Origin of the sequence: Lysobacter enzymogenes (assembly GCF_017355525.1) — a bacterium.
Lineage (GTDB): Bacteria > Pseudomonadota > Gammaproteobacteria > Xanthomonadales > Xanthomonadaceae > Lysobacter > Lysobacter enzymogenes_C.
The window spans coordinates 2,823,385-2,847,221 of sequence record NZ_CP067395.1; the positions used below are offsets into that span (position 1 = coordinate 2,823,385).

Consider the following 23,837-nt stretch of genomic DNA (forward strand, 5'->3'; position numbering starts at 1 on the left):
TTCGAATTCCTCAAAGAAAGGGGCGGCGGCCTCAGGCGCGCACGGTGCGCTGCTCGATGCGCTTCTCGGGCGTGGCGTTGACCACGATGCGGTCGACGTAGATGCCCGGCAGGTGCACGTGGTCCGGATCGATCTGGCCGACCTCGACCAGTTCCTCGACTTCGGCGATGCAGACCTTGCCGGCCATCGCGCAGGCCGGATTGAAGTTGCGCGCGGTCTTGCGGAACACCAGGTTGCCGGACTTGTCGGCCTTCCACGCCTTGACCAGCGACACGTCGGCCTTGAGCGCGGTTTCCATGACGTAATGGTGACCGTCGAACTCGCGCGTCTCCTTGCCTTCGGCCACGACCGTGCCGTAGCCGGTGCGGGTGAAGAACGCCGGGATGCCGGCGCCGCCGGCGCGCAGGCGCTCGGCCAGGGTGCCCTGCGGGTTGAATTCGAGTTCCAGCTCGCCGGACAGGAACTGGCGTTCGAACTCTTTGTTCTCGCCGACGTAGGACGAAATCATTTTCTTGATCTGGCGCGTTTCCAGCAGCAGGCCGAGGCCGAAACCGTCGACGCCGGCGTTGTTGGAGATCGCGGTCAGGCCCTTGGCGCCGCTGTCGCGCAGCGCGCCGATCAGCGCTTCGGGAATGCCGCACAGGCCGAACCCGCCGACCGCCAGGGTCTGGCCGTCGGCGACCACGCCCTGCAGCGCGTCGTGGGCGTTGGGATACAACTTGCTCTTGGCGGCGACCGCGTCGGCCATGGGACAGCTCCTGTGAGGGATGCGCCCAGTTTAGCGCGGCCCCCGCCGCGGCAGCAGCGGACTTTCGGGCAATACCGGCACAGCACCGCAACGGTGCCTTGATTGCGCGCCGACGCTAGACTTGCGGCATGAGCCGACTCGCCCTGGTCACCGCCATCGCCAGCGCCGGACAGGACGACGACCTGTCGCCGCTGCTCGACGCCTGCCTCGCCCGCGGCCTGCACGCCGAAATCCGCGCCTGGGACGACCCCAGCGTGGCCTGGGCCCGATACGACGCCGTATTGCTGCGCTCGCCGTGGGACTACACCGAGCGCTACGCCGAGTTCCTGGACTGGTGCGCGCGCGTCGACGCCGCCAGCCGGCTGCTCAATCCCTGGCCGGTGCTGCGCTGGAACAGCGACAAGCGCTATCTCGCCGACCTCGCCGCGCGCGGCGTGCCGGTGGTGCCCACCGCCTTCGTCGAACCGGACATGGACCCGCTGCCGGCGTTGCAGGAATTCCTCGCCGCGCACGCCGACGCCGAGGAGTTCGTGGTCAAGCCGACCGTCAGCGCCGGCTCGCGCGACACCCAGCGCTACGTGCGCGCGCAGGAGTTCGCCGCCGCCAACCATCTGGCGCGGCTGCTCGACGAGGGCCGCGGCGCGATGCTGCAGCCATATCTCGCCGCGGTCGACCGCGACGGCGAGACCGCGCTGATCCACTTCAACGGCGTCTTCAGCCACGCCATCCGCAAAGGCGCGATGCTGCAACGCGAGGACGCGCTGAACCTGCGCGCGGTGGAGCGCATCAACGCCCGCGAAGCCGGCGACGACGAGCGCACCGTCGCCCTGCACGCGCTCAACGCCACCGGCGCGCGGCTCGACCTGGAGGAACCGCTGGCGTACGCGCGGGTCGACCTGATCCGCGACGCGCAGGGACAGCCGCAGTTGCTGGAGCTGGAGCTGTGCGAGCCGTCGTTGTTCTTCGCCCACGCGCCGGGCAGCGCGGAGCGGTTCGCGCAGGTGCTGGACGAATTGCTGGCCACGTCGGCGGCCGGGTGAGTTTCGATGCCTACCTGTAGGAGCGGCGCGAGCCGCGACTGCGACAACGCGCCTGCGGCGAGAGTTTCGGCGTAGTTGCGTTGTCGCAGTCGCAGCTCGCGCCGCTCCTACAGGTAGATCGCGAAAAAAAGACCGGCCTGAGCCGGTCTTTTTTTATCGCCTCGAACGAACACTTACGAACGCCCGTACACGTCCTCGAGCCGGACGATATCGTCCTCGCCCAGATAGCTGCCCGACTGCACTTCGATCAGCTCGACCGGCTCGGTGCCGCGGTTGCGCAGGCGATGCACGCTGCCGAGCGGAATGTAGGTGCTCTCGTTCTCGCGCAGCTCGAACACCTTCTCGTCGCAGGTGACCTCGGCCACGCCCGACACCACGATCCAGTGCTCGGCGCGCTTGTGGTGCTTCTGCAGGCTCAACACGCCGCCGGGCTTGACCTCGATGCGCTTGACCTGGAAGCGCGGGCCCATGTCGATGGAGTCGTAATTGCCCCACGGGCGGTAGACCTTGCGGTGGAACAAGTGCTCCTGGCGCCCGGCCTGCTTGAGCTTGTCGACGATGGTCTTGACGTCCTGCACCCGGTCCTTGCGCGCGACCAGGGTCGCGTCGGGCGTATCGACGATGACCAGGTCCTCGACGCCGATGGTCGCGATCATGCGCCGCTCCGACGCGCGCACCAGGCTGTCGCGGGTGTCGACCGAAATCACGTCGCCCTCGTAGCGGTTGCCGTCGTCGTCGCGCTCGGCCACCGCCCACAGCGACGACCACGAGCCGATGTCGCTCCAGCCGCAGCTGACCGGCACCACCGCGGCGCGGTCGGTCTTCTCCATCACCGCGTAGTCGATGGAATTGTTCGGGCTGGCCGCGAACGCGTCCTTGCCGACGCGGATGAAGTCGAGGTCGCGGCTGGCCTGCGCGTAGGCGGCGCGCGCGGCTTCGAGGATGCCGGGCGCCAGCTTCTGCAGCTCGTCCAGATAACGCTGCGCCTTGAACAGGAACATGCCCGAGTTCCAGGCATAGGTGCCGGCGGCGACATAGCCTTCGGCGGTGGCCTGGTCGGGCTTCTCGACGAAGCGGCTGACCTTATAGCCGTCCTCGCCCAGCGCTTCGCCGCGGGCGATGTAGCCGTAGCCGGTTTCCGGGTAATCGGGGGTGATGCCGAAGGTGACCAGCCAGTCCTGCTCGGCCAGCACCGCGGCGCGCGCGACCGCGTCGCGGAACGCGTCGACGTCTTCGATCAGGTGATCGGCCGGCAGCACCAGCATGGTCGCCGCGGGCTCTTGCGCGACCAGGTGCAGCGCGGCCAGGGCGATCGCCGGCGCGGTGTTGCGCGCGCTCGGCTCCAGCAGGATCGCGCCGTTGGCCACGCCGATGCCCTGCAACTGCTCGCCGACCATGAAGCGGTGGTCTTCGGCGCAGACGGTGACCGGGGCGCCGGTGTCGGGCAGCGCGTTGGCGCGCAGCAGGGTTTCCTGGAACAACGAGTGGTCGCCGATCAGCGAAAGGAATTGCTTGGGCTGATTCTGGCGCGACAGCGGCCACAGGCGCGAACCGCTGCCACCACTGAGAACGACGGGGTGAAGCATCCTGGCTCCAGATTTCGGAACGAAAAGGGGCGACAAGGATAGCCGAACCCCCGTTCGCGCCGGCTTCACGGCCGCTAAACCGGACGAGTCCGAGCCCCGGTACTATGACCGGCGTGCCAGCTTGGTTCGCTCCGCGCCGCCATGCTGCCCCCCTCGCAGCCCACGGACGGAACGATGAACGCGCCCAACCTGCCCGCTCCCCAGCACCTGAACGGCCCCGGCGACTCGCGGATCCAGGCCAGCGCGTTCGGCGCGCACCTGCTGTCGTGGCACTGCCGCGGCCGCGAGCGCCTGTACCTGAGCCCGAACGCCGGTTTCGGCGCCGGCAAGGCGATCCGCGGCGGCGTGCCGGTGATCTTCCCGCAGTTCGCCGAACGCGGCGACGGCCCCCGCCACGGCTTCGCCCGCACCCTGACCTGGGAGGCCGAACGGCAGCCGCAACGGCTGTCGTTCCGGCTGCGCGACCGCGAGGAAACCCGCCGCCACTGGCCGCACCGGTTCGAGGCCGAACTCGACCTGGAACCCGGCGAAGACCGCCTGCGCATCGCCCTGACCGTACGCAACGCCGACCGCGCCGCGTTCGAGTTCAGCGCCGCCCTGCACACCTACCTGGCCGTGGCCGACGTCGCCGCGGCCCTGGTCCACGGGCTGGAAGACCGGCCGTACCTCGACTCGGCCGACGGCGGCGCGGCCCGCCCGGCCAGCGACGCGCCGGTGCGCTTCGACGGCGAGGTCGACCGCATCTACCCCGACACCCGCCGGCCGCTGCGCATCACCGACGGCGAGCACATGCTGCGCTGCGAAGCCGAGGGCTTCGCCGACACCGTGGTGTGGAATCCCGGTGCCGAACTGGCCGCCGGCATGGCCGACCTGGAACCCGACGGCCACCGCCGCTTCGTCTGCGTGGAAGCCGCGCAGGTGCTGCAGCCGGTGCGGCTGGAACCCGGCCAGGTCTGGACCGGGGCGCAGATCCTGGTGGTGGAAAGCTCGTCCTCGCAGTACCGCATCGGCGGCTGAACCGGGCCGGGGCGTCGCGCGGCCACCGTCGCTGTGCCCGCGCGTCGCGCCCGCAAGCCTTGCCCGGCGCGGGTTTGCGGGCGACTGCGTCGGCTGGCCGTCTCCGCTACAATCGAGGGCTGTCGGCCGTCCCCGGCCGCACACCCCCCACAAGGAAATCCCGCACGATGAAGATCCTCGTCGGCTACAAGCGCGTGGTGGACTACAACGTCCGCATCCAGGTCAAACCGGACGGTTCCGGCGTGATCACCGACGGCGTCAAGCTGTCGGCCAACCCGTTCGACGAAATCGCCCTGGAAGAAGCGCTGCGCCTGCGCGACAAGGGCATCGCGACCGAAGTCGTGGTCGCCACCATCGCCCCCGCCGACGCCCAGGCGCACCTGCGCAACGGCCTGGCGATGGGCGCCAACCGCGCCGTGCACGTGGTCAGCGACCAGCCGATCCAACCGCTGACCGCGGCGCGCGCGCTGCTCAAGCTGATCGAGAAGGAACAGCCGGACATCGTCATCCTCGGCAAGCAGGCCATCGACGACGACGCCAACCAGACCGGCCAGATGCTGGCCACGCTGTGGGGCCGCCCGCAGGCGACCTTCGCGTCCAAGCTCGAAGTAGCGGACGGCAAGGCCACGGTCACGCGCGAAGTCGACGCCGGCCTGGAAACCCTGGAAGTGGATCTGCCGGCGGTGGTCACCACCGACCTGCGCCTCAACGAGCCGCGCTTCATCAAGCTGCCCGACATCATGAAGGCCAAGAGCAAGCCGCTGGAGACCATCGCGTTCGCCGACCTCGGCGTCGACGCCGGCGACACGCTCAAGACCACCCATTACGCGCCGCCGCCGAAGCGCAGCAAGGGCGTGATGGTCAAGGACGCGGCCGAACTGGTCGCCGCACTGAAGCAGAAGGGGTTGCTGTGATGAGCAAGGTATTGATCGTCGCCGAACATCTGGAAGGCAAGCTCAACGCGTCGACCGCCAAGTGCGTGTCGGCCGCGCAGGCGCTCAAGCCCGAGTCCATCGACATCGTCGTGCTCGCCGCCGACCCGGCCGCCGTCGCCGCGCAGGCCGCGCAGATCGCCGGCGTGGCCAAGGTGCTGACCGTGGCCAACGCCGCCAACGCCAACGCCATCGCCCAGGTCCAGGCGCCGCAGGTCGCCGCGGTCGCGAAGGGCTACAGCCACGTGTTCGGCCCCTCGACCACCTTCGGCAAGGACCTGATGCCGTGCGTGGCCGCGCTGCTCGGCGTGGCCCAGGTGTCGGACGTGATGGCGGTCGAAGCCAGCCACACCTTCAAGCGCCCGATCTACGCCGGCAACGCCATCGTCACCGTCGAAGCCCCGGCCGACCACGCCGTGGTCGCGACCGTGCGCACCGCCTCGTGGCCGGAAGCGGCCGGCGGCGGCAGCGCCGCGGTCGAAGCCGCGTCCGTCGACGCCGCCCTGCCCGCCCACACCCGCTACATCGGCCTGGCCGCCGGCAAGTCCGACCGTCCCGACCTGCAGAGCGCCAAGCGCGTCGTCTCCGGCGGCCGCGGCGTCGGCTCGCAGGAGAACTTCAAGATCATCTACGACTTCGCCGACAAGCTCGGCGCCGCCGTCGGCGCCTCGCGCGCCGCGGTCGACGCCGGCTACGTCCCGAACGAACTGCAGGTCGGCCAGACCGGCAAGATCATCGCCCCCGAGCTGTACGTCGCCGTCGGCATCAGCGGCGCGATCCAGCACCTGACCGGCATCAAGGACGCCGGCACCATCGTCGCGATCAACAAGGACGGCGAGGCGCCGATCTTCGAGATCGCGGACATCGGGTTGGTGGGGGATTTGTTCAAGCTGTTGCCGGAGCTGGAAGCGGCGTTGGGCTGAGTAAGTGCTGGCAGGCCGCAGGGCGCCGTGGCGCGCCCTCGGCCTCCTCAGTCGTTCGCCGCCGCAAGCGTCTTCCTGAACCGGCCTCGCGCCGGTTTTCATCTTATAAGCGGTTGTGTACGGGTTCGCACGGAGCCCTCAAAATCCGGCAATCGAACCATCTTCCAGATCGCGCGCCTGCCGCCCCGTACAACAAGAAGCGAGAGCTCATGCAAATCAACGACCTTTCCGCCCGCATCAAGGCCAATGAGCAGGCGATCACCGGGGCGATCCAGCGAGTGGTAGCCAGTGGCTGGCTGGTGCTTGGCCCCGAAGTGAAGCAATTCGAATCGGCCTTCGCACAATACCTGGGCACCGAGCATTGCATCAGCGTGGCCAATGGCACCGACGCAATCGAGCTGGCGCTGCGCTCGTTCGGCGTCGGTCCCGGCGACCGGGTTGCCACGGTCGCCAACGCCAGCATGTACACCGCGACTGCGGCGCAGGCTATCGGCGCCCAACCGTTCTTTCTCGACGTCGATCCGGATACCCGCAACATCACGCTCATCGAAGTAGAGCGGGCGATCGCCGCTGGCGTCCGGTTCGTCGTGGCGACTCACCTCTACGGCTTGGCCGCACCGGAAATCCTCCAGATCGCCCAGCGTTGCGCCGACAGCGGCGTAAAACTGCTGGAGGATTGCGCGCAAGCCCACGGCGCGCGGGTCGACGGCCGCATGGTCGGCACCTTCGGCGACGCCGCCAGCTTCAGCTTCTATCCCACCAAGAACCTCGGCGCCCTCGGCGACGGCGGAGCGGTGACCACCCGCCATGCCGACATCGCCGAACGCATTCGTCGCCTTCGTCAGTACGGCTGGACCGACAAGTACAAGGTCGAATTCGCCGGCGCGCGCAACACCCGGCTCGATGAAATGCAGGCCGCGGTCCTGTCGGCGTTCCTGCCGGGCCTGGATGCCGGCAACGAGCGCCGGCGCGAAATCGCCGCGCGCTACAACGCCGGCATCCGCCACCCGCAGATCCAGCTGCCAGTCGCCGCAGGGCCGGAATACGTCGGCCATCTGTACGTCTTGCGCAGCGCGCAGCGAGATTCGCTGCGTCAGCACCTGCGCGCTGAGGGTATCGCGTCCGACATCCACTACCCGATCCCCGATCACCGCCAGCCCGTGTTCGGCGACCTCTATGCCGACGTCCACCTGCCCAATACCGAGCGTCTGGCGACGGAAATCCTGACCTTGCCCTGCTATCCGGAAATGACCGACGCGCAAGTCGATCAGGTCGTCGCGAGCGTCAACTCATGGCGGCCGTAACTTTCAGCACGATCATCCCGGTCTACAAGAACGAGGGATCGATCCCGCAGTTGCTGCAGGCGCTGACCGAGATGCATCGAGCGCTGGACGGGAAGATGGAAGCCGTACTCGTCGTCGACGGCAGTCCGGACCAGTCCTACGCATTGTTGCGCGCAGCGCTTGACGGACTCGAGTTTCCGGCCCAGTTGCTGGTCCATTCGCGCAATTTCGGATCGTTTCCCGCTATCCGCACCGGATTGGCCGCCGCACGCGGCCACTATTTCGGCGTCATGGCCGCCGACCTTCAGGAACCGCCCGAGCTGCTGATAGCCTTCTTCAAGGCATTGCGGGCGGACGAGTGCGACGTGGCCATCGGTACACGCACCGGACGCAAGGACCCCCTGATGTCGCGAATGGCCTCGAACATCTTCTGGGGGCTGTATCGCCGTCTGGTGGTGCGCGAGATGCCGGAGGGCGGCGTGGACGTGTTCGGTTGCAACCAGGCTTTCCGCGACCAGTTGCTGCGCCTGGAAGAATCGCGCTCGTCCCTGATCGCGCTGATCTTTTGGCTAGGCTTCCGACGCAAGCTCGTCAGCTACGAGCGGCTCGAGCGCGAACACGGAAAATCGGCATGGACGCTGCGCAAGAAGGTCGAATACATGATGGATAGCGTGTTCGCCTTCACCGACTACCCCATAAAGCTGTTGATTCGTGCAGGCGCTGCAGGATCGGCGCTGTCGCTGATGCTGGGCGCGATGGTGCTGATCGCCTCGATCAGCGGCCACATTACCGTGCCTGGCTATGCCGCGACCATGCTGGTCGTGCTGTTCTTCGGCACGCTCAATCTGCTCGGGCTCGGCTTGGTCGGAACCTATGCATGGCGCGGGTACGAAAACAGCAAGCAACGGCCTCTGGCCGTGGTCTGCATGCAACACGCCAACGATCAGGAAGCGCAATGAACAACGTCAAGATCCATGAAACCGCAGACGTGCAGTCGACCCAGATCGGTGCCGGCACCACGATATGGCAGTCCGCCGTAGTCCTGTCCGGCGCGCGCATCGGTACCGACGTCAATCTGTGCGCCCACACTTTCGTCGAAAACGACGTCGTGATCGGCGATCGCGTGACCGTCAAGTCCGGCGTCTATCTGTGGGACGGAATCCACATCGACGATGATGTATTCATCGGACCCAACGTAACTTTCACCAACGACAAATTCCCGCGTTCGAAGGTCTATCCGGATCAATTCCTGAAGACCCGTATCGAAGCCGGCGCTTCGATCGGCGGAGGCGCGGTGATCTTGCCGGGCGTGGTGATCGGCCGTTACGCGATGGTCGGCGCAGGCGCCGTGGTGACTAAATCGGTTCCGCCCTACGCCATTGTCTACGGTTCGCCCGCTCGCATCGCCGGCTACGTCGAGAATGCCGCGACTCCCGGCGGCAAGCCCGTGGAAAGCCTCCCCGACAACGGCCCTGCGACGCACTCCGTCGGCGTCAAGGGCGTGACCGTGCACCGCTTCAAATCGGTCCAGGACATGCGCGGCGCGCTGACCGTCGGCGAATTCCCCAGGGATATCCCATTCGAGCCCAAGCGTTACTTCCTGGTGTTCGACGTCCCCAGCGAAAAGACGCGTGGCGAGCATGCGCACCACCGCTGCGAACAGTTCCTGATCTGCGTGAAAGGCAGTTGCGCGGTCGTGGCCGACGACGGCGAATCGCGCTGCGAAGTGCTGCTGGATTCGCCGGACAAGGGCATCTACCTGCCGGCCATGACCTGGGGCATCCAGTACAAGTATTCCAGCGATGCCGTGCTACTGGTATTCGCGTCGCATCCGTACGAGGCCGACGACTACATCCGCAACTATTCCGAGTTCCTGGAACTGGCCAACGCCGATCCGGCCCGCCGATGAGCGAATCGCGCTTTCAGACCAGGCGCTGGCTGCGCTTCCTGATCGGAGGCGCGACGAACACCGCGTTCACCTACGCGCTTTATCTGGCCTTGAACACGATAGTGTCCTACCAGACCGCGTACCTGATCGCCTACGTGCTCGGCGTATTGTTCGCTTACTGGTTCAACGCGACGATCGTGTTCCGGGTGCCGCTGTCGTGGAAGGGATTGCTGTCGTACCCCATCGTCTACGTGGTTCAGTACGCCGCATCGGCCGCACTGCTTGCGGTGCTGGTCGAGTTCCTGCGGATCCGCGAATCGGTCGGGCCGCTGATCGTGACCGCAGCGATGATCCCCGCAACCTATGTGATGAACAAATTCGTGCTCGGCCGGAGCAGCAAGTCTTCCGGACGGACTGTCACGCAAGAGGAAAGTGAATGAAAGCTCCCCCAACCGATATGCCAAACACCTTTTCAGGCCCAAGGCCTTTATTCGGGGTCCTTGTAGGCGAATGGCCGTGGTGGGCCGCGGGAGCGGTTTTCTGCTTCTTTCTCGCCAGCGTCTTGATGTCGGGCTGGCCCGAAGGCCTGGTGCCCAACACCCAGTATCCTTATACCTACGTCGGAGACGCGCTGAGCCACTACTGGATGGTGGAACGCGTCATCGAAGGCTGGATATCGGACAACCCCCGCAGCGGCTATCCGTTCGGATCGAATTTTCTCGACTATCCCAATTCCGACGCCGGCAACCTCCTCATCCTCAAGCTGCTGGGCACGATTACCGGCAACTTCTACTCCGCCGTCAATCTCTACTATTTGTTGAGCTTTTCCGCGGTTTTCGTGTCGGCTTTCTGCGTACTGCGTTCGATCGACCTGTCCAGGCCCCTGGCTATCAGCGCTGCGGTGCTCTATGCCTTCGCCTCGTTCCACTTCCTCAGGCTCGGACACCTGTTTTACAACTGGTACTTCGTCGCGCCGCTGTTCTTCTACGCAGGCTTGCGGATTTATCTCGGCGGCCCCGTTCGGATCTTCAAAGGCCGCAGTTGGCTGGGAATCGCCGGGATGACCGTCGGTTTCATTCTGCTGGCGTCATTCGGCATCTATTACGCCTTCTTCGGAATCGTCATCCTCGCAGTGGCCGGCCTTGCCGCCTGGGTCAAGACCGGACAGTTCCGATCGATGCTGCCCGCCGTCGCCGCAGCAACGCTGGTCGCCGCGGGCGCCCTCCTCAATCTCACGCCCAGCCTCGTCAACCGCCATATCAACGGCGTGAACCCGGAAGCGGTGTCGAGATCGGCGGTGCAGAGCGAACACTACGCGCTCAAGTTCGCCCAACTGGTTTTGCCGAGAGCGGGCCATCGCGTCCCGAGCCTGGCCAAGATCGCGGACAAGTACAACTCGGCCTTCCCGCTGGTGAACGAGAATTTCATCGCGTCGATGGGGCTGCTCGCCTCGCTCGGCCTGGGTATTTCCTGCATTCTGGCGTTGGTCAAGTTCGCCGGAGGAAGGGTCGACGAACGCCTGAACTTCCTGACGTTGTTGACCGCGATACTCTTCATGTTCGGAACCATCGGGGGATTCGGAGTCATTTTCTCCGCGGTATTCTCCCCCTCGCTGCGCAGTTGGAACCGGATCAGCATATTCATCGCCTTCGGCTCGATCACCACGTTCTTCATCGCTTTGCAGTTGCTTGCGCATCGCTATTTGAAGCCGGCTCGCATCAGCGCGGCCCTGGCCGGCGCCGCGATCGTCCTAAGCGTGCTCGGTTTGTACGACCAGACGACCCCGGTCTGCCGTTCGTGCAACGTACAGAACAAGCAAGCCTTCGATTCCGACCGCAGCTTCGTCAACTCGATCGAACAGGCCCTGCCGCCCGGCAGCGCGATCTATCAACTGCCCTACATGCCGTTCCCGGAGCCGCCGCCCGTCCACAACCTTGTGGGCTACGAGCTGGCGATGGGCTTCCTGCAGTCCAAGTCGCTTCATTGGAGCTACGCGGGCATGCGCGGCCGCCACGGAGACGTGTTTTATCGGAATCTTGCCAGCAAGCCGATCGAGCAACAGCTCGCGGTGATCGAGCGGATGGGGTTCGCAGGCATCTACATCGACCGCCGCGGCTTCGAGGACAATGCGAATGCGTTGGTCGATACCTTGCTGCAGAAATTCGGCGCCGAATCGATGTTGATCCGGGACGACGATGAGATAGTTTTCTTCAAGATCAAACCCGATGGGCAAGGCGCGCGAAAGGCTACGACGGACGACAGCGCTGCGGCCTTCGCCCAGGCGGCGATCTTTTCCAAGAGCTCTTTGCCGAAGTTCGTTAGCGCAGTGAACGGAATGTCGCCCGTGGAATCCTGGGGCCGGTGGTCGGATGGCAACCTCGCTCCGACCATACGCATCGATTTGTCCCGCCCGTTGCCCGACAAATTCACGTTAGCGCTGACTCTGCGTGCGTTCCAGTCCGTCAATCAGGACTTCAGCGTAAAGATCGGATCGCAGGTCCACCGCTTACGGGCTGGGGACGAGCCCACGCAGTTGCGTCTGCCCGTCGACCTTGCGGGCGAATCGGTCCGCACCATCGAGATCATCCCGAGCAAGCCGATCTCTCCGCGCGAATTGGGCATCAACGACGACGGACGCAAGCTGGGCTTGGGCCTGATGCGCCTGCACGTCGAGAAGTACGCGCCGTAGCGCGAACTAGCGATTGCCGCTGCCTATGCTGCAGCGGCTTCGCGTCCCCGCGTTCGTTGCGAACGAGGCGACTGCTGCCGCGGGGAATTCTTCCCGGCCGGGCTTTGCCGCAAGACGCGGCTGTGGCCGCCCTTTCCAAGGGCGGCCCGCTTCTGGCACGATTCCGACGCCAGCGCGGCACACGGCCAGAAGCCAGATTCTCGCCGGTGCGCCCCGGCCGGCCGCGGAAGCTGCGAATTCACGGCAGATAAGCCAAACTAGCTCATCCCGACAGCAGGATCAGCGAATGGGCATCGTCAGTCGTTTGCAGCGAATTCTTTCGCCGCCTCAAGCCGAGGTGCCGCAGCCGGCTTTGCCGCCGCGACCCGCGGAAACCGAGCTTGCCCAGCCGCCGCCCGAGCGAATCGACGCCAACGAATCGGTCGAAACGCTGCCCGACCAGACCGCCATCGACGAGCCGACCGAGGCTCTGCCGGCGCCGCCGGAAGGGCCATGGCTGAACTTGGGTTGCGGCATGGACGTGCGCGAAGGCTGGGTCAACGTCGATCTGCACGACTTCCACCACCCCGACATCGTCGCGGACATCACCAACCTAAAACCGCTGGCCGACAATTACGCCGGATACGCGCTGGCCCAGGACATCCTCGAGCACGTCCCCCGCGACTGCTGTTCGACCGCGTTGCGCGAATGGAACCGGGTGCTCAAGCCCGACGGCTTGCTGGAAGTACGCGTGCCCGACGTGATCGCACTCGCGCGGCTGCTGCAGGAGCCCGACCGACAGACGCCCGAGGCTCAAGATACACTGCTGCAATGCATGTTCGGCACCCAACGCTATAACGGCGATTTTCATTACAACGGCTTCACCGAGCTCAGCCTGACCCATGCGCTCAACGATGCCGGCTTCGAGGTCCTGCGTATCGCCCATCACGATGGATGGCTGTTCCAGGCCATCGGCCGAAAGATCGAGCATCGCCGCCCCGATCCGTTGCTGCGCGTCGACAACGACGAGGTCTTCATCGACGAAGCCTATCGCACTATTCTGCACCGCGAAGCCGATCCGGGCGGACGGGCTCACTACCTCGAAAAGCTGGCTTCGGGCATTCCGCGCGAAGCGATCCTGGCCACGTTGCGCGCCGCCAACGAATAATCGCGGCGCCGCCCCGTTTGCGTTCGGGGCCGATCAGTAGGCGTCAGCACGACGCCTTCCGTTTGCCTTAACACGCGGCCGATTCGGCAGCGCGGCCACCATCGAATCGCTGCCGGGAATGCAGACATCGGCACGACGCACTCGGCACACCCGTACGTTACGCTGCCCCAAGTTGCGGCTAGCCTGGACGCCACCGGACGTCGTCGGAGTCAACACTCAGACGATGCGTCGCAACACCTCGCCTGCGATGATCGACCAGGAAAAATTCCGCTCGACGTAGTCTCGCGCCAACGGCACCCGAATTCGGCGCTGATCTTCGGGCGTGGCGCAGAATGCGCGCAGCTCGCGCACGAACGACTCGCTGCTGTCGTCGTAGAGCCATAGCAGTTCGTCGGCCCCGGCCACGCCGCGTCGACCGTATTGGCTGGTCAATACCGGCGCACCGGAGGCCATGTAGTCGAGCAGTTTCAAGTTGCTCCCTCCACCGGAGGTCATCGGATTCAGCGCGACCGTGGCCGACCCGAGCAAAAGATCCTTTTCCTCGTCGCTGACCGCACCGACCATGCTTACGTTTTGCGGCAGCTCGCGCTCTGAGAACGCGCCACCCGCGCTTCCTACGACCACGAAATCCACATCCGGGAACGAGGGCGCGGCCGCCAGGATCGTCTCGACTGCTTCCAGATTTGGGCCATGCCAACTGGCCAGTACCAGCGCCACGGTCCGGTCAGCGAGTCCGAGGCGCTGTTGCAGTTCACGACGCTGTTCAGGGTCGCGGTAGTGCACCGAATCCAAGTCAACGCCGTTGGCGGCGATGAAGAACTTGCCGCGATCGGCGCGGTAGCGCTGCGACAACGAGTCCAAATCCGATTCCGACACGCAAACGATCCGTTGAGAGCGCTCGCACAGTTCGCGCTCTATCGCGTCGATCGCTTGCACCAGCTTCTCGCCCTGTGCTGTTGCCGGATACATCGACGCTTTCATCCGCGTCTCGTCGTTGTGAGCCTCGTACCACAGCTCGCCGATCCGTGCGTCGCGCACGGCCGGATAAGCGTAGGGATGAGACGCCACAACGATGTCGGAACGTTCCGCGTGCTCGACGGCGACGCGCGCATAGTCCGGCGCGAGTTCCGGCGCCAGCGCGAAGGCGGCGTCCGCACACGGGACCCAATCGACCGAGGCCGAAATCTCCTGTTCGTGACGGTCCTGCTCGGCGTTTTTGGGAATCACGATCTCGCGCAGGCCGGGGGCGACGAACGCATCCGAGCCCGGCGAGTCGGACGGACCGAGCGCGACGATGGTGACGTCGTGCAATCGCGCCACCCGCCGCCATAGATGATAGATCCGGGCCTGGCCGCCGCCCTTGGGCGGGTAACTCGGGAACGTGCTCAGTATCGTGATGCGTTTGCGCCCGTCGGAGCCGCGTCCGGCCTGCGCAGCGGATTCGGGCTCGTGGATCAGCGCTTCGCACACTTTGTCCCAGCTCACCGCAGCGACCCGGCGCAAACCTTCCTGGCCCATGCGCTGGGCCAGCTCCGGCGAATCGGCCAACGCCTGCAGCGCCCGCGCCAGCGCAGCTGGCTCTGGGTCGACGCAAAAGCCGTTGACGCCGTCTTCGACAAATTCAGTGGGACCGCCGGCGTCACGGACGGTCACCACCGGTTTGGCCGCCTGCATCGCTTCGAAGGTGATCAGTCCCATGTCCTCGTCGTACGGCACGTACAGCACCGCACGCGCATCGGCGTACCAGCGGGAGAGCGCCTCGTCGTTGACGTAGCCGACGAAGCGGATGCGCGGATCGCCCTTGGCCAGTTCCTTCAGTCGCGCTTCCTCCGGGCCGGTACCGGCGATCACCAACGGCACCTCGCCGCGCACCGAGGCCATCGCCCGCACCATCATCTCGATGCGCTTGGGGCCGTCGAGGCGGCTGGCCGTGAAGAAATAATCGTATCTCCCGGACGGCGCCACGGGCAGGCCGCTGGGGTGGCTCACCGCGTGCACCGAGGCGCCCGCCGGGAAATAGTCCTCGCGCCGCGCCACGGTCTTGGAGATCGCTGCGTAGCGGGCGACTTGCGTGGTCGCCAGCCCGATCGAATCCAGGGTGTGCACAGCACGGCGTACGAACGGGCTCGGCAGCCCCAGCCACGGCGCGAACCCGTCGACCTCGGCCACCGCGCGCAGCGCCGCCAGCAATGTACCGAGGCCCTCGCGGCGACCGCGGATCGTCGGCATCCAGTCCCACAGCGCACGCAGTTGCGCGGGCGCGTCCGCAGGCAGATCGTCGGGAAGGCCGCAAAAGTGGTATGTGTCGTAGAGACCGCGCAGACGATGCTGCAGGTAGACCACATGATTGGGGTGGCGGATCATCCACGCCGGGTATTTGGTGCTGATGACTTGGTCGAAGTGCGACAGGTCCAACCGCGAGAACGCCGCATAACTGTCCACCAGCGAACGCAGGTCGGACTCCGGCGACGGCAACTTGATCAGCTCGGCGCGGTGCTGCGTGTTCTCGTTGATGTGGCGCAACAACGACCACCACAGATTCTCGGCGCCGCCGATGACGAAAGGAACGGAACTGGGTGCCACCAAGGCGATGCTCATGCTCTTGCCTTTCGGCGAAACCGCACTCATTGCAAACAGACTCCCGAAGAAACGGCCTGCGCTGCGCTCAGGCCAAAACGGCGTTCAATACCGCATCCCACGAGATGCGCATGTCCCGATAGCGCTGGCGCCCGGCACGCCCGTGCGCAACCGCCATGTCCGGATCGGCGGCGTAGCGCTCGATCGCCTCGGCCACCTGCTCGGCCTTGGGTTCGGTCACCGCACCGGTAGCCCCATCGATCACGAACTCGAGCACCCCGCCGGCATCCTCGCAAGTGATCACCGGCTTCTCGGCCAGCATGGCTTCCAGGGTGACGTATCCGTAGTCCTCGCGATAAGGACCGAAGAACACCGCACGCGCGTTGGCGTAGTAAGCGCGCATCCGCTCGTCGCTCAAGCGCCCGACCAGACGCACGCGATCGTGCACGCCCAGTTCATCGATCCGCTGACGCAGCGCGGCTTCGTGGCCGCCTTCGCCAGCGATGACCGCGTGGATCCGACCTTTGACCTTGGCCATCGCCTCCACCAACAGCATCTGCCGCTTCAGCGGCTCCAGACGCGATGGCGCGAACACATAAGGCAACGAATCGCCGGTATAGAACAACACATCGTCTTTGGGCGGGTGATAGATCGGCACCGACTCAAGACCGTTGTATTCCAGCAACCGATCGGAAACGGTGCGCGCAATGGTGTAGCGGGCCGGGATCCGCGCCAACGACTCAGCGTCGAAGCGCTGGACCGACTCGCGCACGCGCCGACTTTCCGGATCGGCCGCTTGCGCATCGTCCCACAGCTCGTAATAGCTGCGGAACTGATGCAACAACCAGGTTGTGGCATTGGGATGATGCGCGCCGTAGCACGGGAACTTGAGGTGAATCACCTTGTCGACCCGACTGGCGCAGAACTGCTGAAGGTCCTGCTCGCCCCACCACTTCATTGCCGCCTCCACGCTGGAAGCGGGCGAAAAACGAAATGGATTGGTGAGCACGTCCACACGATAGCCGCGTCGTGCGATCTGTTCGCGCAGATTTTCGGCCAGGATCTCTCCGCCGCCGCGGATGAAAGGAACCTGGACCGAGGTGATCAGAATGCCCATACGTCAGCCGCGCGAAAGACGGCGCAGGTCCGCGTCGAGCATCATGACAATCAGATCCTCCAGCGAGGTCTTGGGTCGCCAACCCAGCTTGGCGTTCGCCTTGGCCGGGTTGCCGAGCAGCACGTCGACTTCGGCCGGGCGGAAGAACTTCTCGTCGATGACCAGATGTTGATCCATCGTCAGGCCTGCGTGGCCGAACGCGATCTCGCACATGCGCCGGACAGTGGTGGTCTGGCCGGTGGCCACGACGTAGTCGTCGCCCTGTTCCTGTTGCAGCATCAGCCACATCGCCTCGACGTAGTCGCCGGCGAAGCCCCAATCGCGCTTGGCATCGATGTTGCCCAGGCGCAGTTCCTTCTGCAAGCCGAGCTTGATCCGCGCGACCGCATCGGTAACCTTGCGGGTGACGAATTCGATGCCTCGCAGCGGCGACTCGTGGTTGAACAAGATGCCGCTGGACGCATGCATGGCGAAGCTTTCACGGTAGTTCACCGTCGCCCAGTGGGCCATCAACTTGGCGACGCCGTAGGGGCTGCGCGGATAGAACGGGGTGGTTTCGTCCTGCTGCTCGGCCTGAATAAGCCCGAACATTTCGCTGGTGGAGGCCTGATAGAAACGCCCCTTGGGATTGACGATGCGCACCGCTTCCAGCACGTTCAATGCGCCCACGCCGTCGACCTGCGCAGTCAGCAGCGGCTGCTGCCAGGACGAGCCGACGAAGCTCTGCGCGCCCAGGTTGTAGACCTCGTCGGCCTTGGATGCTTCCATGGCGCGGATCAGCGACGACAAATCGGTCAGGTCGCCATCAAGCAGGATGACCTCATCGGCGATGCCCAGTTCACGCAGGCGCCATAGCGTGTCGGTGCTGCGGCGGGCGAGGATGCCGTGGACTTTGTATCCCTTCGAAAGCAAGAGCTGCGAAAGATAGGCACCGTCCTGACCGGTGATGCCCGTGATGAGTGCGTTCTTGTTGGTCACAGCGAGTTTCCTGCCTCTTGCAAAATATCGTTGAGAGTAATGTCGATGTCGATGCGCGGCCGCCAACCGGTGTCGCGAGTCAACTTGGAAGGATCGGCCCGCATGCGGCGCTGCTCGGAAGGACGAAGCTTGGCCGGATCCTGGACCACCTCGACCTGGACCTGCGCCAGTCTCGCCATCGCTTCCAGCAGTCCACGAATGCTGCGCTCCTCTCCCGAGCCGACCACGTAGATCTCCCCGGACCGGGCAGCGCGAAGCAGCTCGCCATAAGCGCGCACGATATCCCGGACATCCGTGAAGTCCCTCGTCACATCGATATCGCCGGCATGGACCTGCGGCGGCGCGAGGCCGGCGCGGATGCGGGCGATCTGATGAGCCAGTGATGGAACCACGAAATCCCGGGCCTGACCCGGGCCGATATGATTGAAAGGGCGCGCCACAACCACATCCAAGCCCTCTGAACGGTGCCATTGCAAGCACAGTTGTTCGGCGGCTACCTTGCTGGCCGCATAGGGATTGCGCGGTGCCGGCCAGATATCTTCGTTCACCGGCATCGATGCTTCCGCGACTTTGCCGTAGACGTCCCCGGAGCTCACGTACACCATCCGTCCGCCGAAACCGCGGCGGCTCAGCGAGCGCAACAGGTTCAGAGTGCCCAGCGCGTTGATCTCAAAGGTTTCCACCGGATCGGCGAACGAACGCGGGACGAAGCTTTGCGCAGCCAGATGGATCACTTGATCCGGGCGCGCCTGCTCGACCATCGCATCGACCGCTTGCGCGTCGCGCACGTCGAGGCCGCGCGGCCCGGGTAGCAATTCGACCGCGCCCAGTTCGCCTCGCTCGATCGCCTGGCGCAGGTGGTTACCGACGAAGCCGCTCGCGCCAGTCAACAACAAACGCGCGGGAGCGCCTTGCTCGCTCATGCCTTCACGCCCACGATCGTGTAATCGGTCGGCGCCGAGACCAACTCGACCAGTGCGTTGATCGTCGCCGCGCCGGGCACGCTGTCGTCGACTTTGGGCGGCGCAGTGGAGTCGCGCGCCAAGGTTTGCCGCTCGATCCTGGAAACGCCGAAGCCGCGCTCCTCGACCAACCAACGCAAGGTCAGCGGTGGGATCGGGTTGCGATGGGTCGGGTCCATGTAGAACCAGTGCGCCCCAACGGTCAGGTTCTCGGGGTTGGGGGTCTCCAGGGCCAGGATGCCGCCCGGACGCAGTACCCGCAGCGCCTCGTCGATCAACGCGATCATGACCTCGAACGGCAGATGCTCGACCAGGTGCATGGATGTAATCGCGCCAAGCGAAGCATCCGGCAGGCTACGCAGGTAGGCGACTGCATCCTGCTGGAACACCTCCAGGCCGATCGAGCGGCAATGCTCAACAAAGGTGCCATTGAGGTCCACCCCCCTGCAGATCTTGTTCTTGACTTTGAGCAGTTCGAGCCATTCGCCGCGCCCGCAACCGATGTCCAGGATCGGTGCGTCCTGGCTGCCCGCACCGCACTCGTCCATCCAGGCTACATAGGGTTCGCAGCGGCGCATGATGGTTTCGCGCGAACCGCGGAACGCGGCCTCGAACGCAGCATACAAGGGCTCCAGCGCCTTTTCCGAGCGCTCCGCCGCGCTCTTTTCGTTTTCCGCGTCCTCCACATAGCGAGACAAGCCGCGCACCGAGGAGTTGATGTCGTTCAACTCAGCGCTAAGACGCGAATCGTAGAACGCCATTCGCGATTCGACCGACTCGACCTTGGCCGCAGCCTCAAAGACGCTGCTCTCGACGTGACGGCCCAACTCCAGCATCTCGCGATCCTGGTTGTTGTCCATCATCGTCTGCCGGCGTTGGATTTCGCCGATGCGGACCAGGCCGTGCAGCCAGCGCAGCATCGGGCCGAGCACGCGCTTGCGCTCCAGCGAATGCAGCTTGTAAGGCAACAGCAGCCCATCGATGTGAACGCTGCGTGCCATGCCCTCCGGCGACCAGCGCAGGCGGCCGAGGATCTCGATCTTCGACATCTGCCCGCCACGCAGTTGCGAGAGATAAAAGTCGAAACCTTCCGGGTCCGGCGGCCGCTTGAGCACGAAGCGATAAGCGGCCTCGACGAATTCCGAATCCGGAATCGGCAGCAATTCGTGCAATGCGTATTGCGACTTGGGCTCGATCCGCGAGGCCAGCGGCTTCCACCGCGCCGGCGCTGCCGATGCGGAAGGTGCCGCGGCGAGGCCGCGTCGGCCGCTACCGCTGCCGGCCTGCGCATCAACGAAACGTATGATCTCGTCCAGGGACGTCGGCGTTGCCGCGCGCCCGCCATCGGGCGCACCAGTACGCGCGGCTTCGGCGCGAACGGCATCCATCAACGCGGCGCTGTCCAGCGATGATTGTTGACTGCTCACTTCGAACGCTCTCTGTGAAAGGGATGGATATGCGAACAACCCGCTGTGGCGCGCGTTCCTGCGCTCATCGCCCCAGCACCTCGATCTTCGCCGGCAGCCAAGCCACGCCGACGAACGGCGCGCGGTCCACGTTGGCGACGGTGAAAATCAGAGCCAGGTCCTTCCATTGGTAGTTCTTGACCAAGTGGGTCTCGGTGCTGGAAAGCGCGACCGAGACCGAATACGTGCCGGTGCCGAGGTTCATCGGGAACGCCACGTCGTACTCCACGCACTCGCCCGCGGCGAGATCAACGCACACCTGCCCGGTGTGATGAGTGTTGGTGCCGAAGATGGGCTGCCCCAACCGGTCGCGAATCATGTAGCCGAACACCAACCGCTCCACCACTTCGTTTGCGCGGACCTTCGCGCGCAGGCGCACCGGTTCGCCGACGGTGACGTACTCCACCGCCTCGCCAGCGGCGTTCTCCATGCGCAACGACACGAACTCGACCTCGCCGGAGCCCGACTCGGTCGCGATCTGGCCGTGCTCGGTGCGCTCGGTACGCACGGAGCTGTTTTCCTTTTCGGCGATCAGCGCGTTGTAGTAGTCGAACACCTGCTGCGGATCGGCATCCAGAACCAGGCGGCCGCGATCGATGAGCACCGCCCGATCGCACAGCGACTGCACTGCAGTGGGATCGTGCGAGACGAACAGCAGCGTGGTGCCGGCCTCGCGGAACTCGCGGATGCGGCGGAAGCACTTGTGGATGAAATACGCGTCGCCGACCGACAAGGCCTCGTCGATGATCAGCAGGTCGGGCCGGAACGCGGTCGCCACGCTGAACGCCACGCGCATCTGCATGCCGCTGGAGTAGGTGCGCACCGGCTCGTCGAAGTACTCGCCGATCTCGGCGAACGCCTCGATCTCGCCGATCACCCCGGCGATCTCGGATTCGCTGAAGCCCATCAGTCCAGCGGCGTGATAGACGTTCTGCCGGCCGGTCAGGTCGACATTGAACCCCATGCCCAGTTCCAGGATCGCCGCGACTCGCCCTTTGACCCATACATTGCCTTCGGTGGGCCGCGACGTGCCGGTGATCAGCTTCAGCAAGGTGCTCTTGCCGGCGCCGTTCTGGCCGATGATGCCGACCGCCTCGCCGGGCCCGACCGCAAAGCTGATGTCCCTGAGCACCCAGTGCTCGGCATGGGCGCGGAACGGCAGGCCCAGCCAGGAGCCGACGCGCATCCATTCGCTGCGCCATTCCCGATAGGCCTTGCCGAGCCGGTTGACCTTTAGTTCGCCGCTCATAGCACGTCCACCATTTCCGGCGATGCGCGCCGGAACGCGAACAGGGCGACTACGGTCAGCACCAGCGATGCCACAGCCAGCGTGCCCAGGCCGGCCCAATCGGGCTGGGTCCCGAACACCAGCACGTTCTGGTAGCTGGTGATCAGCGGATACAGCGGATTGAGCTTGAACGCGTTGCGGTAAGACTCGGGCAGGATGGTGATGCTGTAGACGATCGGCGTCATCCAGAACAAGGCCTGCAAAACCACCGGAATGATCTGGCCGATGTCGCGCATGAAGACGTTGAGCACGCCCAGCAGCAGGCCGATGGAACCGGCCAGCATCAACGTGACAGCGATCAGCACCGGCAGCCACAGCGCCTGCTCGTCGGGGAAATGGCCCAACGCGGCGAACACCAGGAAGATCGCCAACAGCAACAGCAAGTTGTTGACCAGCGTCGTGCCCGCGGCGATCAACGGCAGGCAGATGCGCGGGAATGCCATCTTGCGCATGAGGTTGCCGTTCTCGATGAAGAGGTTGCCGAACTTGGTGACGGTCTCGGTGAACAGCGCCCAGCCCAGGGTGCCGCCGAGCAGGTACAGCGCGTAGGCGTACTTGCTGTTCACGCCGGGCAGTTTGGCCGCCAGCACTTCGGACAGGATCAACGCGAAGATCAGCACCTGCGCAAGCGGATGGATGATCATCCATACCGCGCCGAGCTTGCTGCGGATGAAACGGGCCCGCAGATCGTTCTTGACCGACGACATAATGAAATAGCGATATCGCCAGATCGCCAGCAACAGATCGCGCATGAATGCCTACCTCGTATCGCTTCGCGAAGCCGGGGCCTGGGCCTCGGCGGCGCGTGTGGGAACGCCCGGATCGTCCGCCGTCGCGCCGCGCGCGATCGCATCGATCCTTTCGATCAGCCGCTGCGCAGCGGCGTTCGGACTCAACCGCTCAGCCACATCGGCAGCGGCCTTGGCGCCGAGCAGGCGCGCAAACTCGCGGTCGTCCGCCAGCCGCCGCATCTGGCGCGCGGCATCGTCGACATCGGCATCGGCCCATACCGCACCTTCGGGATGCGGATATTCGCCCTCGCCCACCGGCACCAATCGATAGCCGACCAGGCAGCTGTTGTAATCGTCCATGAAATCGACGTTGCCCGACCAGCGCGTGGCGATCACCGGCTTGCCCATCGCCATGCACTCGGCCAGCCCCAGGCCGAAGCCCTCGGCCCGGTGCAAGGAGACGTAGACGTCGCAGCAACGCTGCAACGCATGGACGTGGGCGCGATCGATCACCTCGTCGCGCACCACGATGCGCGGATCCTGAGCGCTGGCCTTGAGTAGGCGCAGCAGCTTGTCTGGGTGGCGGTGGCCGTTGCTCGACTTGACCAGCAGCTGCACATCGGTGCGCTCCGGCGGAAACGCGCGACGGAACGCCTCGATCACCGCGAACGGATTCTTGCGGTGCACCCAGGAATTGAAATCGAAGGTACACAGATAGATGAAAGCATCGGGATCCAGGCCGAAGTCGCTGCGCTGCAGGCCGCTGTCCGGCGCCGGCGTCAACGGCTGCGGCACGCAGAACACAGGCTTGTCGGTGACCCGCTCGAAGGCTTCCTTGACGAAGGTCGAGGCGACCATGATCTCGTCGACCAGTTCGATCGCAGCCATCCAGTCTTGCGGGATGTCCTGCAGCTCCCAGAACCAGCACGCGACCACGCGATGGCCGCGCAGGCGCGCGGGCCCGATATGACGCATGGCCGAGCCGAGGTAGTCGGGATTGACGAAGATCACGCTCACCGGATAAGGCGTGTCCTCGCCCAGATGCGCGTCCACGCTGCGATCGTCCATGCCGTGCGGCAGGTCGATGGAAACGTCGAACAGCGCCGTTGGATAACCGGCGCCGATCAGCGCACGTGCATACATGCGCGCGCTCTCGGCCAGGCCGAACTGACCGCGCAGGTAGCCGAACAGGTTGACGCCGGCGCCGGGCACAGGCGCTGCGGGCGCCGCCTGCGCGACGACGGGCGGCGTGCGCGCCCAGTTCTCGGTACGCTGGAAACGCGACCGCTTGCTCGCGCGCGAAGCCAGCAGAAACGAAACCCAGTTGCGCAACGACTGGGGGAACATGCGATAAACCGGCTGCAGCCAGGCCTGCCCGCGGATCCACGCCGACACGCCCAGCAACCGCTGGGCGATGCCGTTGTCGAAGGAATTGATCGAGGTCATGACCGCTGCTCGCGGCGCG

20 protein-coding genes are annotated in these 23,837 nt (G+C 65.2%); 10 read left to right on the plus strand and 10 right to left on the minus strand.

Annotation, left to right across the window (positions count from 1 at the left end):
• Positions 1-31: 31 nt before the first annotated feature.
• Positions 32-748: a CoA transferase subunit A gene (locus tag JHW38_RS11745; RefSeq protein WP_207526081.1), complete on the minus strand. Its 717-nt coding sequence runs from the start codon at positions 746-748 to the stop codon at positions 32-34.
• 128 nt (positions 749-876) lie between these two features.
• Here JHW38_RS11745 and JHW38_RS11750 point away from each other — a divergent pair, with 128 nt between their 5' ends.
• Positions 877-1,788 (plus strand): ATP-grasp domain-containing protein, encoded by a 912-nt coding sequence (locus JHW38_RS11750; RefSeq protein WP_207526082.1) that lies wholly within the window; start codon positions 877-879, stop codon positions 1,786-1,788.
• A gap of 173 nt (positions 1,789-1,961) precedes the next feature.
• Here the strand turns inward: JHW38_RS11750 and JHW38_RS11755 are convergent, their stop codons facing one another.
• Positions 1,962-3,374 carry a mannose-1-phosphate guanylyltransferase/mannose-6-phosphate isomerase gene (locus tag JHW38_RS11755; protein ID WP_207526083.1) on the minus strand — a complete coding sequence of 471 codons (1,413 nt, stop codon included), beginning with the start codon at positions 3,372-3,374 and terminating at the stop codon, positions 1,962-1,964.
• 174 nt (positions 3,375-3,548) lie between these two features.
• On the opposite strand from JHW38_RS11755, the gene JHW38_RS11760 reads away from it, so the two are divergent.
• The 9 genes from JHW38_RS11760 (at position 3,549) to JHW38_RS11800 (ending at position 13,253) form a co-directional block, all read left to right on the plus strand.
• Positions 3,549-4,391, plus strand: a complete 843-nt coding sequence (locus tag JHW38_RS11760; protein WP_207526084.1) for a D-hexose-6-phosphate mutarotase — start codon at positions 3,549-3,551, stop codon at positions 4,389-4,391.
• Positions 4,392-4,558: 167 nt separating this feature from the next.
• The gene (locus tag JHW38_RS11765) at positions 4,559-5,305 is read left to right on the plus strand and encodes an electron transfer flavoprotein subunit beta/FixA family protein (RefSeq protein WP_207526085.1); all 747 of its coding nucleotides are present in this window, start codon (positions 4,559-4,561) and stop codon (positions 5,303-5,305) included.
• Positions 5,305-6,246: an electron transfer flavoprotein subunit alpha/FixB family protein gene (locus JHW38_RS11770; protein WP_207526086.1), complete on the plus strand. Its 942-nt coding sequence runs from the start codon at positions 5,305-5,307 to the stop codon at positions 6,244-6,246. The genes JHW38_RS11765 and JHW38_RS11770 overlap by 1 nt, the downstream gene beginning before the upstream one ends.
• A 209-nt stretch (positions 6,247-6,455) precedes the next feature.
• A complete protein-coding gene (locus JHW38_RS11775) occupies positions 6,456-7,550 on the plus strand; it encodes a DegT/DnrJ/EryC1/StrS family aminotransferase (protein WP_207526087.1) in 1,095 nt (364 codons plus the stop codon).
• Positions 7,538-8,488 (plus strand): glycosyltransferase family 2 protein, encoded by a 951-nt coding sequence (locus JHW38_RS11780; RefSeq protein ID WP_207526088.1) that lies wholly within the window; start codon positions 7,538-7,540, stop codon positions 8,486-8,488. Before JHW38_RS11775 ends, JHW38_RS11780 begins: the two co-directional genes overlap by 13 nt.
• Entirely contained in the window at positions 8,485-9,438 is a 954-nt protein-coding gene (locus JHW38_RS11785) for a WxcM-like domain-containing protein (protein WP_207526089.1), read from the plus strand. The genes JHW38_RS11780 and JHW38_RS11785 overlap by 4 nt, the downstream gene beginning before the upstream one ends.
• Entirely contained in the window at positions 9,435-9,857 is a 423-nt protein-coding gene (locus JHW38_RS11790; protein ID WP_207526090.1) for a GtrA family protein, read from the plus strand. Before JHW38_RS11785 ends, JHW38_RS11790 begins: the two co-directional genes overlap by 4 nt.
• Positions 9,854-12,106: a DUF7024 domain-containing protein gene (locus tag JHW38_RS11795; protein WP_207526091.1), complete on the plus strand. Its 2,253-nt coding sequence runs from the start codon at positions 9,854-9,856 to the stop codon at positions 12,104-12,106. Before JHW38_RS11790 ends, JHW38_RS11795 begins: the two co-directional genes overlap by 4 nt.
• Positions 12,107-12,392: 286 nt before the next feature.
• Complete coding sequence (locus JHW38_RS11800) at positions 12,393-13,253, plus strand: DUF4214 domain-containing protein (RefSeq protein ID WP_207526092.1); 861 nt, start codon at positions 12,393-12,395, stop codon at positions 13,251-13,253.
• A gap of 216 nt (positions 13,254-13,469) precedes the next feature.
• Here the strand turns inward: JHW38_RS11800 and JHW38_RS11805 are convergent, their stop codons facing one another.
• From JHW38_RS11805 to JHW38_RS11840, 8 genes are all read right to left on the minus strand, one after another.
• A complete protein-coding gene (locus JHW38_RS11805) occupies positions 13,470-15,851 on the minus strand; it encodes a glycosyltransferase family 4 protein (protein ID WP_207526093.1) in 2,382 nt (793 codons plus the stop codon).
• A gap of 67 nt (positions 15,852-15,918) precedes the next feature.
• On the minus strand, positions 15,919-16,947 hold the full coding sequence (locus JHW38_RS11810) for a glycosyltransferase family 4 protein (RefSeq protein WP_207526094.1): 1,029 nt from the start codon (positions 16,945-16,947) through the stop codon (positions 15,919-15,921).
• Between the two features lie 3 nt (positions 16,948-16,950).
• Positions 16,951-17,925 (minus strand): GDP-mannose 4,6-dehydratase, encoded by a 975-nt coding sequence (gene gmd / locus JHW38_RS11815; RefSeq protein WP_207526095.1) that lies wholly within the window; start codon positions 17,923-17,925, stop codon positions 16,951-16,953.
• Positions 17,922-18,848, minus strand: a complete 927-nt coding sequence (locus JHW38_RS11820; protein WP_207526096.1) for a GDP-mannose 4,6-dehydratase — start codon at positions 18,846-18,848, stop codon at positions 17,922-17,924. Before JHW38_RS11820 ends, gmd begins: the two co-directional genes overlap by 4 nt.
• Positions 18,845-20,314, minus strand: a complete 1,470-nt coding sequence (locus JHW38_RS11825) for a methyltransferase domain-containing protein (RefSeq protein WP_207526097.1) — start codon at positions 20,312-20,314, stop codon at positions 18,845-18,847. Before JHW38_RS11825 ends, JHW38_RS11820 begins: the two co-directional genes overlap by 4 nt.
• Positions 20,315-20,378: 64 nt before the next feature.
• Complete coding sequence (locus JHW38_RS11830) at positions 20,379-21,602, minus strand: ABC transporter ATP-binding protein (protein WP_207526098.1); 1,224 nt, start codon at positions 21,600-21,602, stop codon at positions 20,379-20,381.
• A complete protein-coding gene (locus tag JHW38_RS11835; protein WP_207526099.1) occupies positions 21,599-22,393 on the minus strand; it encodes an ABC transporter permease in 795 nt (264 codons plus the stop codon). Before JHW38_RS11835 ends, JHW38_RS11830 begins: the two co-directional genes overlap by 4 nt.
• Before the next feature lie 6 nt (positions 22,394-22,399).
• The gene (locus tag JHW38_RS11840) at positions 22,400-23,818 is read right to left on the minus strand and encodes a glycosyltransferase family 4 protein (protein ID WP_207526100.1); all 1,419 of its coding nucleotides are present in this window, start codon (positions 23,816-23,818) and stop codon (positions 22,400-22,402) included.
• Positions 23,819-23,837: the final 19 nt, after the last annotated feature.

Excerpts from the sequence above, each read along its gene's own strand:
- JHW38_RS11755 (WP_207526083.1), bottom strand. The coding sequence starts at position 3,374 with ATGCTTCACCCCGTCGTTCTCAGTGGTGGCAGCGGTTCGCGCCTGTGG.
- JHW38_RS11780 (WP_207526088.1), top strand. The coding sequence starts at position 7,538 with ATGGCGGCCGTAACTTTCAGCACGATCATCCCGGTCTACAAGAACGAG.
- JHW38_RS11785 (WP_207526089.1), top strand. The coding sequence starts at position 8,485 with ATGAACAACGTCAAGATCCATGAAACCGCAGACGTGCAGTCGACCCAG.
- JHW38_RS11805 (WP_207526093.1), bottom strand. The coding sequence starts at position 15,851 with ATGAGCATCGCCTTGGTGGCACCCAGTTCCGTTCCTTTCGTCATCGGC.
- JHW38_RS11810 (WP_207526094.1), bottom strand. The coding sequence starts at position 16,947 with ATGGGCATTCTGATCACCTCGGTCCAGGTTCCTTTCATCCGCGGCGGC.
- JHW38_RS11820 (WP_207526096.1), bottom strand. The coding sequence starts at position 18,848 with ATGAGCGAGCAAGGCGCTCCCGCGCGTTTGTTGTTGACTGGCGCGAGC.
- JHW38_RS11790 (WP_207526090.1), top strand. The coding sequence starts at position 9,435 with ATGAGCGAATCGCGCTTTCAGACCAGGCGCTGGCTGCGCTTCCTGATC.
- JHW38_RS11750 (WP_207526082.1), top strand. The coding sequence starts at position 877 with ATGAGCCGACTCGCCCTGGTCACCGCCATCGCCAGCGCCGGACAGGAC.
- JHW38_RS11830 (WP_207526098.1), bottom strand. The coding sequence starts at position 21,602 with ATGAGCGGCGAACTAAAGGTCAACCGGCTCGGCAAGGCCTATCGGGAA.
- JHW38_RS11765 (WP_207526085.1), top strand. The coding sequence starts at position 4,559 with ATGAAGATCCTCGTCGGCTACAAGCGCGTGGTGGACTACAACGTCCGC.
- JHW38_RS11795 (WP_207526091.1), top strand. The coding sequence starts at position 9,854 with ATGAAAGCTCCCCCAACCGATATGCCAAACACCTTTTCAGGCCCAAGG.
- JHW38_RS11760 (WP_207526084.1), top strand. The coding sequence starts at position 3,549 with ATGAACGCGCCCAACCTGCCCGCTCCCCAGCACCTGAACGGCCCCGGC.
- JHW38_RS11840 (WP_207526100.1), bottom strand. The coding sequence starts at position 23,818 with ATGACCTCGATCAATTCCTTCGACAACGGCATCGCCCAGCGGTTGCTG.
- JHW38_RS11800 (WP_207526092.1), top strand. The coding sequence starts at position 12,393 with ATGGGCATCGTCAGTCGTTTGCAGCGAATTCTTTCGCCGCCTCAAGCC.
- JHW38_RS11775 (WP_207526087.1), top strand. The coding sequence starts at position 6,456 with ATGCAAATCAACGACCTTTCCGCCCGCATCAAGGCCAATGAGCAGGCG.
- JHW38_RS11770 (WP_207526086.1), top strand. The coding sequence starts at position 5,305 with ATGAGCAAGGTATTGATCGTCGCCGAACATCTGGAAGGCAAGCTCAAC.
- JHW38_RS11745 (WP_207526081.1), bottom strand. The coding sequence starts at position 748 with ATGGCCGACGCGGTCGCCGCCAAGAGCAAGTTGTATCCCAACGCCCAC.
- JHW38_RS11835 (WP_207526099.1), bottom strand. The coding sequence starts at position 22,393 with ATGCGCGATCTGTTGCTGGCGATCTGGCGATATCGCTATTTCATTATG.